This window comes from Phyllobacterium sp. (assembly GCF_037994405.1).
Lineage (GTDB): Bacteria > Pseudomonadota > Alphaproteobacteria > Rhizobiales > Rhizobiaceae > Phyllobacterium.
This window is the reverse complement of sequence record NZ_JBBNAN010000150.1, coordinates 1-18,681: the sequence shown is the minus strand read 5'-3', so window position 1 is coordinate 18,681 and position 18,681 is coordinate 1. Positions and strand designations below refer to the sequence as shown.

The window sequence follows — 18,681 nt, the reverse complement described above, 5'->3', positions numbered from 1 at the left end:
GCGTTGTAGAGCTCATGGAAGCGCTCGGTAAGGTCGCTGTCTTCGCCGGCCCGGCAGGCGCGGAAATAGGTGCGGCACTGCACCAGCTTCTCCTGCCGCTGCACCTGTTCGGCCAGACCGACATGGGCACTGGCACTGGTGCCGTCCACGGCAAGCCTGGGATTGTGATAGGTGTAGCGGGCATCGTAAAAGCGGAATGCGGCGGCATTGCTCGATGGCACCATCTGGCCGATACGGATGCGCGGGTGTTCCATGAAATAGCGGCCGACCACATCGTGCTGGTTGCCAAGGCCGCGGTGATCGACCGTGTTGGACAACAGCAGAAGCCGGGCATTTTCGATGCCGCCCGCCGCAAGGATCGTGCGTTTTGCCCGCACGAAGAAGCGCTTTTGCGCCGCGGTGGCAACGTGGACGCCCGTCACGGTCGCGGCGTCATCGCTGGTGGCAAGTTCGGTCACATTGGTGTTGAGCAGCACCCTGGTCGTGCGCGCCGCCGCCAGCGCCAGCTGATAGGCATAGCCAAAGCGCGTCGGCGGGCTGAACTTGCTCACCACCGTCTCCAGCGCCACGCCATTCAGCTCCAGCAGCCGGACCTGATCCTTGTCCAGGTGCTCGTGCCAGAATTGCGGTTCGAAACTGTGATCATTGACCTGGACCAGGTTGCTTGCCCGCCGGTAGAACCGCTCCACCTCGCCATGGCCGAACGGCCAGCCGCTGTTGGGCACCCAGTCGCGTTCCTCGAAGTCGAGGCCGATGAACGGGCGGATCCAGCCGCCCCAGCAATTGGAGCTGCCGCCCAGCTGCCGTGTTCGGCTGGCTTGCAGATCGTAGGGAATGCCGACATTCTCGCCGCGATAGAGCGCCTGCGAGGTCGAATCGAAATTGAGCCCGCCGCCTTCCAGCACGCAGGTCCCGATCCCCTGCCGCTCAAATTCGAGCGCAAGCGTAATCCCCGCTACACCGCCCCCGACAATGCAGATTTCCGTATCCAGAATTGTGCCACTTGGCAGCTCACGGCCATCGACAAACATTGGATGAAGCCCCCGCTTCTAATAAATCCGAACTGAAACTAATGCGAACTTACTAACGGTGAAATGTCCGCCCTCGGGATAAAAATGTAAATACCCGCTCGCCAGATTCGCCGGGGCCTAGCTCAAAGTGATTATGTTCGCCGCCCTTTGATGCCGGGCCAGAAGCACTTCTGACGGCGATATGAAAAAGTTATCCTATTCTTGCCCAGGCGGGCAGCCAATCGCGATGGGCAGCAAGGAGATTGTCGACAGGCGACCATATCTGATCGAGATCGAGTTCGGCGGCCTTGTGCGGATCCGTCATCGCTGCATGGTAGATGTGCTGGCGCCGGCGCGAAGTCCAGTCTTAAAAGGCAATGGCGCTTCGCAGCATTAGGCGCGGAAAACACTTGCACGGGCTCGACAGGTCCTCGCAGGCAAAATATCTATGCAACATGACCGCACCGAACGAAGACACCATCGCGAACCGCATCAGCCGCATCCTTGCCGACAGGATCGTAACCGGCCAATTGGAACCGGGCACGAAACTGCGGCAGGATCACATTGCCGAGGAATTCGGTGCGAGCCATGTGCCGGTCCGGGAAGCATTCCGCAAGTTGGAAGCACAGGGGCTCGCGGTCAGCGAGCCGCGCCGCGGCGTACGGGTCGCTTCTTTCGATCTGAAGGAAGTGCGGGAAGTGGCGCTGATGCGCGCCGAGCTCGAGGGACTTGCGCTTCGGCACGCAGCTGCGCATCTGACGGCATCAATTCTTGACGAGGCTGAAGAAGCAACTGTAGCGGGGGACAATTCACGCGATGTGCGCTCCTGGGAGGAGGCAAACCGGCAGTTTCACCGGTTGATCCTCGTGCCGTGCGGTATGCCACGCCTGCTCGCCGCAATCGATGACCTTCATTCGGTGAGCGCGCGGTTTTTGTTTTCCGCCTGGAGATCCGATTGGGAGGTGCGGACTGATCACGATCACCGGGCCATCCTCGGATTTCTGCGCCAGGGCAAAGTCGACAATGCCGTTGCCGTGCTTGAGCGGCACGTTCAATGGATCGGGCAAAAGCCCGTCAAAAGCGCGATGGGTTCGACGCGGGACGCTTTCGCCATCGTCGGTTAGCAGTGCTAACAGCTGATGCCGATTATCTCTCCCGCAAAGGGGATAAGAGGCGTCGTTGGCTTCGTACAATCCACCCCGGCCTTGATTTGCTCTGATCTTCTGAACCGCATCTAATGCGGTTGCGTTTCCGAACGTGCTCGCTAAAGTTATAGATATTTGTCGATTCTATCTATAATCAATCCTTAATAGCTGAGGAAATTCCCGTATGTCAGAAGCGCCAGTGTTGAAATCCATCGATCCAACTGCCCCAGCCGATGCAATATGGCGTTTTTCAGAGGCCAAAAAAATCTATAATTTGCCGTTCAATGATTTGCTGTTTCGGGCGCACACGATCCACAGGGCGCAATTCGACCCAAACGCCGTACAGATGAGCCGGCTTCTGTCGATCAAGACGGGTGGATGTCCGGAAGATTGCGGCTATTGCAGCCAGTCCGCTCATTATCCCACCGGTCTCAAGGCTTCCAAACTCATGGAAGTCGAGCGAGTGCTTGCCGAGGCCCGCAAGGCGAAGGAGGGCGGGGCAACACGCTACTGCATGGGCGCGGCCTGGCGCAGCCCCAAAGACCGCGACATGGACATGATCGTCGCCATGGTCGAGGGCGTCCGCTCGCTTGGCATGGAGACCTGCATGACGCTCGGCATGCTCTCGCCTGATCAGGCGGGCAGGCTCGCCGACGCCGGCCTCGATTACTACAACCATAACATCGACACGTCGGAACGCTTCTACCGGGAAATCATCACCACCCGCAGCTTCGCAGATCGCCTGGAGACGCTGGCGAATGTGCGCGAGGCGGGGATCAAGGTCTGCGCCGGCGGCATCCTCGGCATGGGCGAGACGAGTGATGACCATATCGCCATGCTGGTGACGCTCGCCAATCTTCCGGTTCCGCCGGAGAGCGTGCCGATCAATATGCTGATCCCGATTCCCGGATCCAAACTCGGTGACGCCGCGCCGGTTGATCCCATCGACTTTGTCCGCGCAATAGCGCTTGCCCGCATCCTCATGCCGCAGACGCATGTCCGCCTCTCGGCCGGACGCACGGAAATGAGCGACGAGATGCAGGCGCTGTGTTTCTTTGCCGGCGCAAATTCCATCTTTGTCGGTGATACGCTTCTGACCGCCGACAATCCCGGCGAAGATCATGATGCCGGACTGTTTCGCCGTCTCGGTCTGAAGCCGATGGCGCTGGATGCAGCTGAATGATGCGCGAGCGTCTTGCCCGCTACGCAACGACGCTGAACGGGCTGGAGCGGAAGGGACGGAGGCGCGAGCTGGTAGCGCAGAATGGCATCGATTTCACGTCGAACGACTATCTTGGTCTTGCCAACTCACCGCGCATCCGCTCCGCCATTGCCGACGCCCTCGAGCGCGGTGTTGCCGTCGGCTCCGGCGGGTCCCGTCTGCTGCGGGGCAATCATCCGGAACATCAGGCGCTCGAAGCTGAGGCTGCCGCCTTCTTCGGGACGGAGAGGGCGCTCTATTTCTCCAGTGGTTATGCCGCCAATACCGCGCTGTTCTCGACCCTGCCGCAACGCAGCGATCTTATTGTCCATGACGCTCTTGTCCATGCCAGCGCGCATGAGGGTATCGCGGCCAGCCGGGCAGAGGCGGTCGCCGTCCGCCACAACGACGTTGCGCGTTTCGATGATGCAATCCGTCAGTGGCGCAACGCGGGCGGCATGGGCCATCCATGGATTGCGGTCGAGAGCCTTTATTCTATGGACGGGGACGCCGCCCCGCTGGCGGAACTTCTGAAGCTGGCGGACAGACACGACGGCTTTCTGGTCATTGACGAAGCGCATGCGACCGGCGTTTTCGGCTCAAACGGCCGCGGTCTTGCTGCCGGAATGGAGGGCCGGGACAATGTCATCCTGCTCCACACATGCGGGAAGGCGTTGGGCGTTGCGGGGGCGCTTGTCGGCGCGAACAGCGTCGTTTGCGATTACCTTGTAAACCGCGCGCGCGCCTTCATCTACTCCACAGCACCTTCGCCGTTGACGGCGGCGGCTGTTCGGGAGGCCCTGAAAATACTGGTGGACGAACCAGAGCGCCGCACGGAGTTCGAGTACCTTCGAACCTTTGCCAATGCGCAACTGACGGCGGTGCTTGGGCTCGAAGGCAGCGGATCGCAGATACTGCCGGTGATGATCGGCGACAACAGTCGCGCAATGCGTATCGCCGCACGTATGCGCGCCGAGGGCTTCGATATTCGTGCGATCCGCCCGCCGACGGTGCCGGAAGGGACAGCCCGCTTGCGGATTGCCGTCACACTCAACGTCGACCGGGCTGCCATTGGCGGCATGTTTGACGCCTTGGCGACTGTGTTTATCGAGGAGGCAGCATGACACTCCGTTTTGTTGTCACAGGGACGGACACCAATATCGGCAAGACGGTATTTTCGGCAGCATTGGCCGATGCGCTTGGTGCTGCTTACTGGAAGCCCGTCCAATCGGGCCTTGAAGGAGAAACGGATAGCGAGGCTGTCCAGCGTCTCGGACGGATACCGCCTGAACGTATCGTCCCTGAGGCGTGGCGGTTAAAGACGCCGGCCTCGCCGCATCTCGCTGCCAGAATCGACAATGTCCGGATTGACCCGGAAGCACTGTCACCTCCGTCGACGGAGTCTCCACTTGTCATCGAAGGGGCGGGCGGCGTGCTGGTCCCATTGACCGAAAGTGAAGTGTTCGCCGATGTCTTTGCCCGCTGGCAGATGCCGGTCGTCCTCTGCGCCCGCACTGGACTTGGAACGATCAATCATACGTTGCTTTCACTCGAAGCCTTGCGCCACCGCTCCATTCCGGTTTTTGGCCTAGTCTTCATCGGCGACGAACAGACCGACACGCAACAGATCATCGCGAAACTGGGCAATGTGAACTGCCTTGGCCGTTTGCCGCGGATCGACCCGCTGACGCCCGACACCTTGCGCCAGGCCTTTCAGGATCAATTCGATATCTCTTGCTTTCAGAAAGGGATCCTTTGACCCGTTCCCCTGTCTGGCATCCATTTACCCAGCACGCACTCGAACCGGCAATGAAGCGCATTGCCAGGACAGAGGGCGCATATCTCTTCGATGAGCAAGGTCACGCTATTCTCGATGCAATCTCCTCCTGGTGGGTCATTACGCACGGCCATCGCCACCCGCGCATCATGGATGCGATCCGACGTGCCAGCGAGATCTATGACCAGATCATCTTTGCCGAATATACCCACCAGCCGGCGGAGGAACTGGCGATGGGATTGGTCGCCATCGCCCCTGCCGGTCTCGACCACGTGTTCTATTCCGACAGCGGCTCGACCTGTGTCGAAGTGGCGCTGAAGATGGCCCTGGGCTTCTTCCACAATTCGGGCGTACCGCGCTCCCGCATTGTCGTCATGGAGCATGGCTACCACGGCGACACGATCGGGACGATGTCAGCGGGCGAACGGGGTGTCTTCAATACGGCCTATGAACCCATGCTTTTCGGTGTGGATAGACTGCCGTTTCCAGTGCCGGGACGAGAACAGGACACGCTCGACGCCTTCGAGACATTCTGCCGCGGCGGACAGGTTGCAGCGCTGCTGATTGAACCGCTGGTTCTCGGAGCAGGGGGCATGCTTATGTACCCGGCATCGTTTCTGGCTGAACTGAAGGCGATCGCGACAAGGCATGGCAGCCTGATGATCGCCGACGAAGTGATGACCGGGTGGGGCCGCACGGGCACTCTCTTTGCCTGCGAACAGGCGAACATCGCGCCGGATATACTGTGCACGTCAAAAGGCTTGACTGGCGGGTCCCTGCCTCTGGCGGCGACCTTGTGTTCGGCGGAAATATTCGACGCACACCTCTCCACCGATCGAAGCCGGACCTTCTTCCATTCGAGTTCCTACACTGCCAATCCGATCGCCTGTGCCGCAGCGCTGGCCAACCTTGACGTCTGGAAGACGGAGCCGATCACGACACGTATCCAGTCGCTCGTCGCCATGCATGGCGCAAGGCTAGAGCGGTTCAAGGCGGACGCCCGTTTCGGTAACGTGCGTCAGGCCGGGACGATCGTTGCCCTTGACGTCAATGTCCCGGCTACGGGTTACCTTTCCGATGCGGGGCCGAAGCTCAGGGCATTCTTCAAGGGAAGAAATCTCCTTATCAGGCCATTGGGCAATGTGATCTACCTGATGACGCCCTATTGCGTGACGGCCGCTGATCTCGATCGGGTCTACGATGCCATTCTTGAGGCAGCGGACATGATTGCGCAAGGCGGTGGCTGATGAGCCCGGTCAAGGCAAGCCGTATCGCTGGATTTGGCCATTACGTTCCAGAGCGCCGTGTTGAAAATGCGGAGATCGAAAACCAGCTCGGTCTCGAATCCGGCTGGATCGAGCGCCGGACCGGCATCCGCGCGCGGCGCTGGGTCGTGGAAGGAGAACTGCTTACCGATCTTGCAGCAAAGGCGGGTTCATTAGCGCTGAACAATGCTAAGATAGACCCTGGCGACATCGCATTGACGATCCTGGCCACCTCGACCCCGGATCACTTGCTGCCTCCCTCGGCACCGCTGCTTGCCCATCATCTGGGACTGGCGAACTCCGGCGCGATCGATCTTGCCGGAGCCTGCTCCGGGTTTATCTATGCGCTGACATTGGCCGACGGCTTTGTCCGCACGCAAGGCAGGCCTGTATTGGTGGTGGCAGCCAATATCCTGAGCCGGCGCATCAACCCGGCGGAACGTGCCAGCGCCGTGCTCTTTGCTGACGCAGCGGGCGCTGTCGTTCTCCTGCCAACCGACAACCGGGAGAAAGGACTTCTCGGGGCAGACCTTGCATCGGACGGAAGCCGCTATGACCTGATTTCGATTCCAGCGGGGGGCTCGAAGCAGCCTTTTGGTCCCGGCATGGCCGCTGAGGAATGCCTGATGACCATGCGCAATGGCAGGGAAATGTTTGCCCAGGCCGTGCAAATGATGACCCGTTGCGCCGAACGGGCGCTGGCGAGCGCAGGGCTTCTGGCTGCGGACGTGTCGAGGTTCGTCCCGCATCAGGCCAATGCGCGTATCGTCGACGTCGTTGGCGAGAATATCGGAATTGAGCCTGAAAGGATCGTTCGCACGATCGCTGAATACGGCAACTCCTCGGCCGCAACCATTCCGCTTTCGCTTTCGCTCGCAAGGCCATTTGTCTCGGGAGAAAAGCTGCTGTTGACGGCAGCCGGTGCCGGCCTGACAGGCGGCGCGGTCGTCTGGGGCATCTAGCGAAACCCCCCGATTTATTTCTCAATTTGCCCGCAATTTTTAGCAAGGCGTTCTTTGACGATCGGCTGAATTGGATAAAATCTGAGTGCCTCTGAAACGAAGTGCCATCCCTGGTTGCGGATGTCTGCTTCAATTGCATGGAGGCCATACCCCAAAATGGGCTATGAACTGAGTCTGCTCGACAAGAGTCCGATTTTCGAAGGCGAGGCCGCAAACGTGGCGCTCAAGCGCACCTTGTCGCTCGCCAGGCAAGCCGAAAAATGGGGGTTCCATCGTTTCTGGGTGGCCGAACACCACGACGCACCCGGTCTCGCAAGTTCCTCGCCGGAAGTGCTGATAGCCTTTCTGCTGGCCAACACGTCGCGGATCCGCATTGGTTCCGGTGGCGTGATGCTGCAGCATTACAGTCCCTATAAGGTGGCGGAGAATTTTAACGTTCTGGCGGCGCTTGGCCCTGACCGCGTCGATCTCGGCGTCGGCAAGGCACCGGGCGGCTTGCCCTTCTCGACGCGCGCTCTGCAAGGGCTGCTTCCCCGGCCGGAGAAGCAGGATTTCGCCGCGCAGCTGGCACAGTTGAGTGCTTTCCTCGATGACACTTTGCCATCTACTCACCCGCTTGCCGGGGTCAGGGCGACACCGCGGCCAACGGTTTCCGCACAGCGGTTTCTTCTCGGTGCCAGCGTCGACAGTGCCAGGCTTGCGGCCGCTCAAGTCTGGGATTTTGTTTTCGCCAGCCACCTGAACGGCGACGAAGAAATTCTGCAACAGACACTGGATGCCTATCGCGGCCAGGCTTCCGGCCGCAGGCCATTGCTGGCCGTGGGCGTGGTCGCTGCCGAAACCGATGCCGAGGCGGAAAAGCTGGTGGGTAATATCCAGCATTTCAAGGTGCATGTGGAGAACGGCCAGAGCGTCACGGTCGGCAGCGTCGAGCAGGCGGAAGAATATGCCCGCCAGGCCGGCGCCAGGAATTACCGGATCGAGAAGAAGACGCCGAATGTCATCCGCGGTTCCGCTCGCAAGGTCATCGCCGAACTCGACCGCCTGCATGAGCGCTATGGCATCCGCGAATTCATCATCGACACCCCCATCAACGATGCGGCGAAGCGGCTCGCATCGATTGAACTGCTGGCAGAGGCGCAATTCGCCGCCGCCGCGTGAACAAGGAGATTTCGAGATGAGCAAGAAACCTGTCCGGTTCGGTATCATGCTGCAGGGCCCCGGTGGCCACATGAATTCGTGGAAGCACCCGAGTTCGCCGCCCGACGCGAGCGTCAACTTCCCGTTCTATGTCGAGCAGGCGCGAAAGGCGGAAGCGGCGGGTATCGCTTTCGCCTTCATCGCCGATGGTCTCTATATCAACGAGAAATCGATCCCGCATTTCCTCAACCGCTTCGAGCCGATCGCGATCCTTTCGGCGCTTGCCGCGACGACCTCGAAACTCGGTCTCGTCGGCACATTGTCCACCTCCTACAGTGACCCGTTCACCGTTGCCCGCCAGTTCGGGTCGATCGACAAGATCAGCAATGGCAGGGCAGGGTGGAATGCAGTGACCTCGCCGCTGGAAGGCTCGGGCAAGAATTACGGCCGCGAACATCCCGATCATGCATTGCGTTACGATATCGCGGAAGAACATCTCGATGTTGTCAAGGGGCTGTGGGATTCCTGGGACGACGATGCCTTTGTCCGCGATCGGGCGACCGGCCAGTTCTTCGACAGGACCAAGCTGCACAAGCTCAACCATCACGGCCGCTTCTTCACCTCGGAAGGTCCGCTCAATATTGGCCGTTCGCCGCAGGGCCAGCCGGTGGTTTTCCAGGCGGGGTCGTCCGATGACGGCGTCGAGCTTGCCGGCAAGCACGCCGATGGCGTCTTCACCAATCATGTGCCGATCGAGGAAGCGCAGACCTTCTACCGCTGCATCAAGGAAAGCGCCGTGGCGCATGGCCGCAAGCCCGGAGACGTGCTGATCTTCCCCGGCATTGCGCCCATCGTCGGCTCAACGGAAGAGGAAGCCGAGGCGAAGTATCGCGAGATCCGTGACCTTGTCACGGTGGACGAAGCGCTGGCCTATCTCGGCCGCTTCTTCGATCATCATGATTTCAGCGCCTATCCGCTCGATGCGCCGTTTCCGGAACTCGGCGATATCGGCAAGAACAATTTCCGCTCGACGACTGATCGTATAAAACGCAACGCCAAGGCGAAGAACCAGACCCTGCGCGAAGTCGCGCTGGAGGTGACGACACCGCGCAATGCATTCACCGGCACGCCGGAAAAGATTGCCGATGAGCTGATCCGCTGGATCGAGACCGATGCCGCCGATGGTTTTATCCTCGGGTTCCAGATCCTCGCAGCCGGGCTCGATGATTTCGCCCGCGATGTGCTGCCGATCCTCGAGGAACGCGGCTATCACCGCTCCGTGCTCCCAGGCACGACCTTGCGGGAAAATCTCGGTCTGCCCTTCCGCGAAAGCCGCTACGCGAAGCGGGTAACAGCCAGGGAATCCGTTGCCGTCAGGGAGAACGCGCTCTGATGGGACGACGAGCGGATAGCGTGGGAGGGAGGATTAGCAACTATCTCGACGAGGCGGTTGCGCTTCGCCGCGACCTGCATCGCCATCCGGAACTTGCCTATGACGAACACCGGACCAGCGAACTCGTTTCCGACAGGCTGAGCGCCTGGGGCTATCAGGTCACAAGGGGCATTGGTAGCACCGGCGTCGTCGGTACGCTGCAAAACGGCAACGGCACCAGGCGGCTCGGCATTCGCGCCGACATGGATGCCTTGCCCATCGCCGAGGCGACGGGCCTGCCCTATGCAAGCGGCCAGGCGGGAAAGATGCATGCCTGCGGCCATGATGGCCACACATCCATCCTCCTGACCAGCGCCCGCTATCTCGCCGAAACATGCGACTTCTCCGGCACGCTTAATCTGATCTTCCAGCCGGCGGAAGAGGGCGGTGCAGGTGCACGCAGTATGATCAGGGATGGCCTGTTCAAGCGCTTCCCCTGCGACGCGGTCTTTGGCCTGCACAATTGGCCGGGCGTGCCCGCCGGACAATTCGGCTTCATCACCGGTCCGGCCATGGCTTCCGTCGACAAGGTGACGATCCGTATGATCGGCAAGGGTGGCCACGGCGCACGGCCACAGGAAACGGTTGATCCCATCGTCGCCAGCGCCTCGCTGATCATGGCACTGCAGAGCATCGTCGCACGCAATATCGATCCGCTCGATGCGGCGGTCATCACGGTTGGCACCATACACGCGGGTATCGCTCCGAATGTTATTCCCGACAGTGTCGAACTCGAACTGACAGTCCGCACCTTCCGGAATGACGTGCGCGAAAAGATCAAGGCGCGCATCAGGGCCTTGGCCAGCGCGCAGGCGGAAAGCTACGGCGCAATTGCCGAGATCGATTACCCGAGCGGCTATCCTGTCCTCGTCAATCACCCGGACGAGACTGATTTTGCGCGGCAGGTTGCGCTTGATCACTTCGGCGCGGCGCGGATCGAAAGCAATTTCCGTCCGATCTCCGCCAGCGAGGATTTTGCCTTCATGCTGCAGGAAATCCCCGGCAGCTACCTCTTCATCGGCAATGGCGACAGCGCGCCGCTGCACAGCCCGCTCTATGACTTCAACGACGAGATCATCGCCCCGGCGTCCCGCTACTGGGTCAAGCTGGTCGAAGAATATCTCTCCAAAAATCCATCCTGAATCCCTGAAAGCGATACGAGGCAATCATGACTGATGTCTTTGTCTACACCACGCCCAATGATGAACGCTCGCAGCCCCTCATAGAGGCTTTGATTAACGAATATGAAAGCCGATACGGCAATTATTTCGGCGAACCGGCGCGCAATGAACTCAGCCGGTACCCCGCCGAATATTTTGCCCCGCCGCACGGCGCCTTCCTCCTGTTGATCCGCGACGGCGAGACCATCGGCGGTGGCGCATTCAAGCGCTATGACGAGCGGACTGCCGAGTTGAAGCGCATCTGGACCCATGCCGACCTGCGCCAGCAGGGGCTGGCCCGCAAGGTGGTGTATGAGCTGGAAGCACAGGCGGCACGCCAGGGCTATTCCCGCATTTACCTCACCACCGGTTTCCGCCAGCCGGAAGCAACGCAGTTATATTTACGCTCGGGCTATACGGCGCTTTTCGACGTCAATGTCGATCCGGAAATCTATGGTCACCTGGCCTTTGAGAAGGACGTCAGCCACCTTGCCCCGCAACCCGAAGCGGTTGTTAGGGAGGGAAATTTCTCCACCCATGCGGCCTGAGCCAAGGGGCTCTCCGGCCCGACCCCATGATTGGTTCAAGCGTGGGATGTCATGCTCAACAATGCCCGATCTTTGCAACAAAGCTTCTCAATTCGCCTTCAATTTGCAGTGGCTCATCTTTGACTGTTCTCTTTAAACACTACTTAATCAGTCGAGTAAAAAGTGATTTCGGGCAAGTGATTTCGGCCTGGGATTTCTCGACAACAAGTGTTGCAAAGAGGATCAGAAAGCATGGCGATCGCGACAGACTATTCGGGCGTGCATTCCTTGCCGTCAACGTCGACAACGGGCGAGGATTACACGCATTTCAAGGTCGTGAAGGCGAAATATCCGGCGCGTTTCTTCGGAACACTTTTCGCGGCGCTGGTCATCGCGGTGACACTGCAGTCGATTCTGACCAATCCCAAGTGGGGCTGGGGCGTTTTCGCCGAATGGTTCTTCTCCGAACCGGTGCTTGCCGGCCTTGGACGAACACTCCTTTTGACCGGACTGGCGACCGTTCTTGGCTTTGCGCTCGGTATCGCTCTGGCGCTGGCGCGCGTCTCGAAATCGCCGCTGTTGTCGGGGCTCTCGTGGGCCTATATCTGGCTGCTTCGCTCGATCCCGCTGATCGTGCTGCTGCTGATCCTCAACAATCTCGGCTATCTCTATGCGACAGTGCGAATTGGTGTTCCCTATACGGATATTCTCTTTGCCGAATACCCGACGATTTCCATTCTTAGCCCTTTCGCTGCAGCGCTGATTGGCCTCAGCCTCAACCAGGCAGCTTTCTCCTCGGAGATCATTCGCGGCGGCATCCTCTCCGTCGATCAGGGTCAGCTCGAAGCCGCGGCAGCACTCGGCCTGCCGCGCCGCCGGCAGGCGTTCCGCATTATCCTGCCGCAGGCAATGCGCACGATTCTGCCAACTGGTTTCAATGAGATCATCAGTTTGGCCAAGGGCACATCGATGGTCTATGTTCTGGCATTGCCGGAGCTCTTCTACACGGTGCAGGTGATCTACCGCCGCAATCTCGAAGTCGTTCCACTGCTGATGGTCGCGACGGTCTGGTATCTGATCATCATGACAGTCCTCTCGATCGCGCAATATTACATCGAACGGCATTTCTCTAAAGGCGCGCTGCGCAATCCACCCTCGCCACTGTTTGGCATCGTGCTGCGCCGCCTGTTTGGAGCGCCAATCCTTGCCCGCCCGCAAACAGCCTCCGCCTCGCGGATCGCGACGCCTCTGCAGGTGCCATCGGTTCCAAAGACTGGCGCCCGGAATCCATCCTTTGGCCAGTGGCGTGCGCCGGGCGCGGTTAAAATCCACGGTGTTTCCAAGAGTTTCGGCCAGCTCAAGGTTCTCGACGATGTCCGTATCGACATCAAGGCTGGTAGCGTCACCGCCATTCTCGGACCGTCGGGATCGGGCAAATCCACCCTGCTGCGGACCATCAATCATCTTGAACGCGTTGACGATGGCTTCATCACCATCGATGGCGAGCTGGTGGGCTACCGCAAGAGTGGGAGGACCCTTTATGAACTGAAGGAAAAGGACATTCTCAAGCGCCGCGCTGATATCGGCATGGTATTCCAGAGCTTCAATCTGTTTCCGCACCTGACCGTTCTCGAGAACATCATCGAAGCGCCTGTCACGCTAAATCGGGTGAGCCGTCCCGAAGCGATCAACCTTGCCCGTGATCTTCTGGCCCGTGTCGGCCTCAGCGACAAGATCAACGCCTATCCGCGCCAGCTTTCCGGTGGCCAGCAGCAGCGCGTTGCCATTGCCCGTGCACTCGCCCTGCGCCCGAAAGTGCTGCTGTTCGATGAGCCGACATCGGCCCTCGATCCGGAACTCGTCGGCGAGGTTCTTGACGTCATCAAGGAGCTCGCCCGTTCCGGCACCACGCTGATCATCGTTACCCACGAAATCGGTTTTGCCCGCGAAGTGGCCGACACGGTCATCTTCATGGACGGCGGCAAGGTGATCGAGTCCGGTTCGCCCGATGAGGTTCTGAACCGGCCGAAGAATGCACGCACTGGCGAATTTCTCGCCAAGGTTCTGTGAGCAGGGAAATCAATATGACATACCGATTGAAACTCAAGGCGCTGATTGCGATCGTGGTCGTTGCCGTAACATCAGGTCTGGTTGGCGCCAGCGCTGCCGGCTTTGATCTGAGCCCGGAACAGCCGAACCGCATCCGCGCGACAAGGAACGACAGGATCATCGCGTCCATCCCGAAGGACTTCAAATTCGTCACGAATGGAACATTGACGATTGGCATCAGTGTCGGCAATCCACCGCTCAGCACCTATGCCACCGATGCCGAGACCGTTGTTGGTTACGATCCTGACTTTGCCTTGGCCGTTGCCGATGTCCTTGGCTTGAAACTCGATCTCGTTTCGATCGCCTGGGCTGATTGGCCGCTCAGCCTCCAGTCCGGCAAGTTCGATGCCGTGATCTCCAATGTCGGCGTCACTGAACAGCGCAAGGAAAAATTCGACTTCTCCACCTACCGGCAGGGCCTCCATGGGTTCTATGTCAAGCCTGACAGTCCCATCACCTTGATCAAGGAACCGAAGGACATTGCGGGACTCAAAATCATTACGAGTTCGGGGACCATCCAGGAAAAGATCCTTCTGGAGTGGGACAAGCAAAACGACGCCAGGGGGCTGAAGCCGATTGAACTTCAATATTATGACGACCAGGCTGTCAGTTCGCTGGCGCTTCAGTCCGGCCGCGCCGATGCGGAATTCAATCCCAATGCCACCCAGGCCTACCGCGCTGCCACCGAGGGCAAAACCAAGCTCGCCGGTGCGGTCAATGCGGGCTGGCCGCTGATCGCCGACGTGGCAATCACGACCCGCAAGGATAGCGGCATCGCCGATACATTCACTGCGGCAATCAACGAACTGATCTCCGACGGAAAGTACGCGCAACTGCTGGAGCGCTGGCAGCTCACGCCTGAGGCGATCGACAAATCGCGCACAAATCCACCCGGCCTGCCCAAGATCTGAGGGGCACCGACTGGGCATTTTCCAAAGACAACAAGGACTTAACACACTCAACAGGGGGTCAAGCATGACAAACAGACTAAGGTTGGTATCAGCGATCGCGGGCGTGGTGATCGCCGCGACGACGGGGCTCGGTTATGCTGCGGGCGAAGGTTTCGACCTCAGCCCCGAGCAGAAGGATCGTGTCCGCGCCGAAAAGAGCGAAAAGGTCATCGAAGCCATGTCCAAGGACTTCAAATTCGTCAGCGACGGCAAACTCACAATCGGACTGCACCCGTCCAATCCGCCGCTCAGCACCTATGCGACCGACGCCAAGACGGTCGTTGGGTTCGACGTCGATCTGGCGCAACTCGTCGCCGACAGTCTCGGGCGGGAACTGGAGCTCGTACCCGTCGCCTGGGCCGATTGGCCTCTGGGGCTCGAGTCCAGCAAATTCGACGCAGTGATCTCGAATGTAACGGTGACCGAGCAACGCAAGGAAAAGTTCGATTTCTCGACCTATCGTAAGGACGAACTCGGTTTCTATGTCAAAGCCGACGGGACGATTAAATCGATCAGGGAACCGAAGGATATCGCCGGGTTGAAAGTGATAACTGATCCTGGCACGAACCAGGAAAAAATCCTGCTCGCTTGGGACAAGCAGAATGTCGACAATGGTCTAAAGCCCATCGAAGTACAGTACTATGATGACGATGCGGTCAAATATCTCGCCATCGAATCCGGCCGTGCCGATGCTGTCTTCAGCGTAAATGCGACGCAGGCCTACAAGGCAAAGATCAATGGCAAGACCAGGCTGGTTGGTACTGTCAGCGGTGGTTGGCCGATTACCGCGGAAGTGGCGGTGACCACACGCAAGGGTAGCGGCGTCGCGGACGGTATCACCGAAGCGATCAACGAGCTGATCGCCAATGGCAAGTACAAGCAGGTTCTCGATCGCTGGAACCTCGGCTCCGAGGCGATCGACAAGGCCGCGACCAACCCTCCAGGCCTTCCGAAGACCTGAAGACGGAGTTCATATGAATTGAACCGCGCCGGATAACTGGCGCGGTTTTTGTGCAAATCTGTGCGGTCTTCATACAAGAATCCGCGATTCCTGCACAAGAGTTGGCGTAGATTTATCAACCTTCGCATGAGATTCATGTGTATGCGGTAGTGTTTCACCCCTCTCGCACGCAAATCCTCGATCGCGTCAGGAACCTCACCTCCCGTCCATTGTCGAGCGAGAACATGCCGCCGCGTCCCGGCACGACATCGATGATCAGCTCTGTATGCTTCCAGACGTCATATTGCGATGCGCTGATATAGACGGGTGCGCCGCCGATCTTGCCAAGGCAAACATCCCGATCTCCCATGATGAAATCGCCCTGTGCGTAACACATGGGAGAGGACCCGTCGCAGCAGCCGCCCGACTGGTGAAACAGGATCGGCCCGTATTCGGATTGCAGAGTTGCGATCAGTTCAAGGGCGGCCGGTGTGGCGCTGACTTTGTCTTCCATAATGCTCCTCCCGCAAAAGCCGTCGATGGTGCTGTTCGAGCGCCACCGACGATTTTGCATTTGTCAGGAAGCCTCAGAAAAAGCCGAGTTTTTTCGGGCTGTAACTGACGAGCATGTTCTTGGTTTGCTGATAATGATCCAGCATTTTCAGATGGTTCTCCCGGCCGATGCCGGACTGCTTGTAGCCGCCGAACGCAGCATGCGCCGGGTAGGCATGGTAGCAGTTGGTCCACACACGCCCCGCCTGGATGGCCCGGCCGAAGCGATAGCAAGTGTTGGCGTCACGGCTCCAGACACCGGCGCCCAAGCCGTACAGCGTGTCATTGGCGATCGACAGCGCCTCGGCATCGTCCTTGAACGTCGTCACCGAGACGACTGGCCCGAAGATCTCCTCCTGGAAGATGCGCATGCGGTTGTGACCCTTGAAAACGGTGGGTTGGACATAGTGGCCGCCCGCCAGATCGCCGGCGAGCACATTGCGCGCGCCACCGGCCAGAACCTCGGCACCCTCCTGCTTGCCGATGTCGATATAGGAGAGGATCTTCTCCAGTTGTTCGCTCGATGCCTGTGCACCGATCATCGTTGCGGGATCCAATGGGTCGCCCTGCACGATGGCTTCGACCCGCTTCAAGGCGCGCTCCATGAACGTGTCGTAGATCGATTCATGGATCAAAGCGCGGCTCGGGCAGGTGCAGACTTCGCCCTGATTGAGGGCGAACATGACGAACCCTTCAATCGCCTTGTCGAAGAAGTCGTCGTCCTCGGCGGTGACATCCTTGAAGAAGATATTTGGCGACTTGCCGCCAAGCTCAAGTGTCACGGGAATGAGGTTCTGGCTGGCATACTGCATGATGAGGCGGCCCGTCGTCGTCTCTCCGGTAAAGGCGATTTTCGCAATTCGGGAACTTGACGCGAGCGGCTTCCCGGCCTCCAGGCCAAAGCCGTTGACAACATTCAACACCCCGGGCGGTAGCAGGTCAGCAATGAGTTCGGTCAGCACGAGGATCGACGCAGGAGTCTGTTCGGCCGGCTTCAGCACGACGCAATTGCCCGCAGCCAAGGCTGGAGCGAGTTTCCACACCGCCATCAGGATGGGGAAGTTCCAGGGAATGATCTGGCCAACGACACCCAGCGGCTCATGAAAATGATAGGCCACCGTGTCATGGTCGATCTCGGAGATTCCACCCTCCTGCGCACGGATTGCTGCGGCAAAATAGCGGAAATGATCGATGGCGAGCGGCAGATCGGCTGCAGTTGTCTCGCGGATCGGCTTGCCATTGTCCCAGGTTTCGGCCTGAGCAAGCACATCCAGATTGTCTTCCATTACCTGTGCGATCCTGTTGAGGATGACACTGCGCTCAGCAGGGCTTGTGCGGCCCCAGGCCTCTTTTGCAGCATGGGCAGCATCGAGCGCTGCCTCGACATCGCTCGCATCGGAACGGGCAATCTCACAAAGAACCTGACCATTCACGGGCGACGTATTTTCGAAATAGCGGCCGGCCTTTGGCTCGACGAACTTTCCGCCGATGAAATTGCCATAGCGTTTCTTGAAGTTGGGTTTGACTGTGCGGTTGAACTCGACCTTGTTCATAAATCTTCCTCCCTTGCGCAGCGGTACGCGCTTGCGAACCGACCAGCGTTGACAACACCGCCTCCCGCGGCATGAGGTAAGGATTGCGCTTGATGTGCGATGAGTCAGCCCCGCCAAGACATGGCGGCTGCCGATCTGTCGCAGTTTTGTGACAGTTGGGCGTGCAATTCCGTCAAGGACAGGAAGGGCCTCAGGAAAGCCCGAGGCGTTTCAGCTTTCGATGCAAGGTGGCGCGGCTAATGCCTAGATCCGTCGCGGCCGCCGATATATTGCCGCCGGTACGCGCCAAGGCACGCTGGATGGCACCGCGTTCGGCCGTGGCATAGTCACGTTCGGCATCGGCATGCTGGCCCAGAACGTCAGAGGCCGGCAACGGCTTGCTGAGCGATTCGTCGGTTAGTCCAAGCATATGGCGCGCTGACCGCGAAGCGCCGATGACCAGGTCATCCTCATCCACAGCAATCAGCGCATGCAGGGCGCGTTCGCTCGTGGCGTCTTCCGCGCCTTGCGCCAGCACAATTCGGGCCTTGGGGAATGCCAGCCGGAAATTCTCCGCCTCGACCCGCCGTGCGGCGTCAACGACAGCAACCGAAATCAGTTTGACGAAATCCTCGGTCAGGTCCCGACGGGCGGAGGAGACGTCAATTGCTGCAATCAAACGGCCTCGGTGATCGAAAATCGGCGCAACGGTACAGGACAGCGCCGTATTCCTGCTGCGGAAGTGCTGATCACGATGAATGGTCAGCGCCCGCTGCTCGGCAAGCGCCGTACCGATGCCGTTGGTTCCCTCACTTTCTTCGCTCCATACCGCGCCGGTCCAAAGCCCCATCCGGTAAAAGGCCTCATCGTCCGAGGCTGAGCCGCGCCGGTCTACCGGAACGCCATCCTTGTCGGCCAGAAGCACACAGCAGCCGGCGCCGCCAACGGCCGAGTAGAGCCGGTCAAGACTGGCTTGCGC

The 18,681-nt window shown here is 59.4% G+C and carries 17 protein-coding genes; 13 read left to right on the top strand and 4 right to left on the bottom strand.

What is annotated here, in order from left to right; all coding sequences use genetic code 11:
- A partial coding sequence (locus AAAC48_RS09140) for an FAD-dependent oxidoreductase (protein ID WP_340653879.1) occupies positions 1-1,031 on the bottom strand: 1,031 nt, incomplete at its 3' end.
- Positions 1,032-1,465: 434 nt separating this feature from the next.
- Here AAAC48_RS09140 and AAAC48_RS09135 point away from each other — a divergent pair.
- From AAAC48_RS09135 to AAAC48_RS09075, 13 genes are all read left to right on the top strand, one after another.
- Complete coding sequence (locus AAAC48_RS09135) at positions 1,466-2,134, top strand: GntR family transcriptional regulator (RefSeq protein ID WP_340653878.1); 669 nt, start codon at positions 1,466-1,468, stop codon at positions 2,132-2,134.
- A 205-nt stretch (positions 2,135-2,339) separates the two neighbouring features.
- Positions 2,340-3,338: a biotin synthase BioB gene (gene bioB, locus AAAC48_RS09130; RefSeq protein ID WP_340653877.1), complete on the top strand. Its 999-nt coding sequence runs from the start codon at positions 2,340-2,342 to the stop codon at positions 3,336-3,338.
- On the top strand, positions 3,335-4,480 hold the full coding sequence (locus AAAC48_RS09125; RefSeq protein ID WP_340653876.1) for an 8-amino-7-oxononanoate synthase: 1,146 nt from the start codon (positions 3,335-3,337) through the stop codon (positions 4,478-4,480). Before bioB ends, AAAC48_RS09125 begins: the two co-directional genes overlap by 4 nt.
- Positions 4,477-5,115, top strand: coding sequence for a dethiobiotin synthase (bioD, locus tag AAAC48_RS09120; protein ID WP_340653875.1), 639 nt, complete (start codon positions 4,477-4,479; stop codon positions 5,113-5,115). The genes AAAC48_RS09125 and bioD overlap by 4 nt, the downstream gene beginning before the upstream one ends.
- Positions 5,112-6,380: an adenosylmethionine--8-amino-7-oxononanoate transaminase gene (locus AAAC48_RS09115; RefSeq protein ID WP_340653874.1), complete on the top strand. Its 1,269-nt coding sequence runs from the start codon at positions 5,112-5,114 to the stop codon at positions 6,378-6,380. The genes bioD and AAAC48_RS09115 overlap by 4 nt, the downstream gene beginning before the upstream one ends.
- Complete coding sequence (locus AAAC48_RS09110; protein ID WP_340653873.1) at positions 6,380-7,360, top strand: beta-ketoacyl-ACP synthase III; 981 nt, start codon at positions 6,380-6,382, stop codon at positions 7,358-7,360. Before AAAC48_RS09115 ends, AAAC48_RS09110 begins: the two co-directional genes overlap by 1 nt.
- A gap of 156 nt (positions 7,361-7,516) precedes the next feature.
- Positions 7,517-8,521 carry an LLM class flavin-dependent oxidoreductase gene (locus AAAC48_RS09105; RefSeq protein ID WP_340653872.1) on the top strand — a complete coding sequence of 335 codons (1,005 nt, stop codon included), beginning with the start codon at positions 7,517-7,519 and terminating at the stop codon, positions 8,519-8,521.
- Positions 8,522-8,537: 16 nt separating this feature from the next.
- Positions 8,538-9,893 (top strand): LLM class flavin-dependent oxidoreductase, encoded by a 1,356-nt coding sequence (locus AAAC48_RS09100; protein ID WP_340653871.1) that lies wholly within the window; start codon positions 8,538-8,540, stop codon positions 9,891-9,893.
- Entirely contained in the window at positions 9,893-11,074 is a 1,182-nt protein-coding gene (locus tag AAAC48_RS09095; protein WP_340653870.1) for a M20 aminoacylase family protein, read from the top strand. Before AAAC48_RS09100 ends, AAAC48_RS09095 begins: the two co-directional genes overlap by 1 nt.
- Positions 11,075-11,100: 26 nt before the next feature.
- Positions 11,101-11,640, top strand: coding sequence for a GNAT family N-acetyltransferase (locus AAAC48_RS09090; protein WP_340653869.1), 540 nt, complete (start codon positions 11,101-11,103; stop codon positions 11,638-11,640).
- A gap of 231 nt (positions 11,641-11,871) precedes the next feature.
- On the top strand, positions 11,872-13,689 hold the full coding sequence (locus AAAC48_RS09085) for an amino acid ABC transporter permease/ATP-binding protein (protein ID WP_340653868.1): 1,818 nt from the start codon (positions 11,872-11,874) through the stop codon (positions 13,687-13,689).
- Between the two features lie 14 nt (positions 13,690-13,703).
- On the top strand, positions 13,704-14,639 hold the full coding sequence (locus AAAC48_RS09080; protein ID WP_340653867.1) for an ABC transporter substrate-binding protein: 936 nt from the start codon (positions 13,704-13,706) through the stop codon (positions 14,637-14,639).
- A gap of 64 nt (positions 14,640-14,703) precedes the next feature.
- A complete protein-coding gene (locus AAAC48_RS09075; RefSeq protein WP_340653866.1) occupies positions 14,704-15,639 on the top strand; it encodes an ABC transporter substrate-binding protein in 936 nt (311 codons plus the stop codon).
- Positions 15,640-15,793: 154 nt separating this feature from the next.
- On the opposite strand, the gene AAAC48_RS09070 is transcribed toward AAAC48_RS09075, so the two are convergent.
- From AAAC48_RS09070 to AAAC48_RS09060, 3 genes are all read right to left on the bottom strand, one after another.
- Positions 15,794-16,132: a DUF779 domain-containing protein gene (locus AAAC48_RS09070; RefSeq protein ID WP_340653865.1), complete on the bottom strand. Its 339-nt coding sequence runs from the start codon at positions 16,130-16,132 to the stop codon at positions 15,794-15,796.
- 73 nt (positions 16,133-16,205) lie between these two features.
- Complete coding sequence (gene adh / locus AAAC48_RS09065) at positions 16,206-17,723, bottom strand: aldehyde dehydrogenase (RefSeq protein ID WP_340653864.1); 1,518 nt, start codon at positions 17,721-17,723, stop codon at positions 16,206-16,208.
- Positions 17,724-17,913: 190 nt separating this feature from the next.
- The coding region (locus AAAC48_RS09060; RefSeq protein WP_340653863.1) for a GAF domain-containing protein at positions 17,914-18,681 on the bottom strand (768 nt) is incomplete at its 5' end.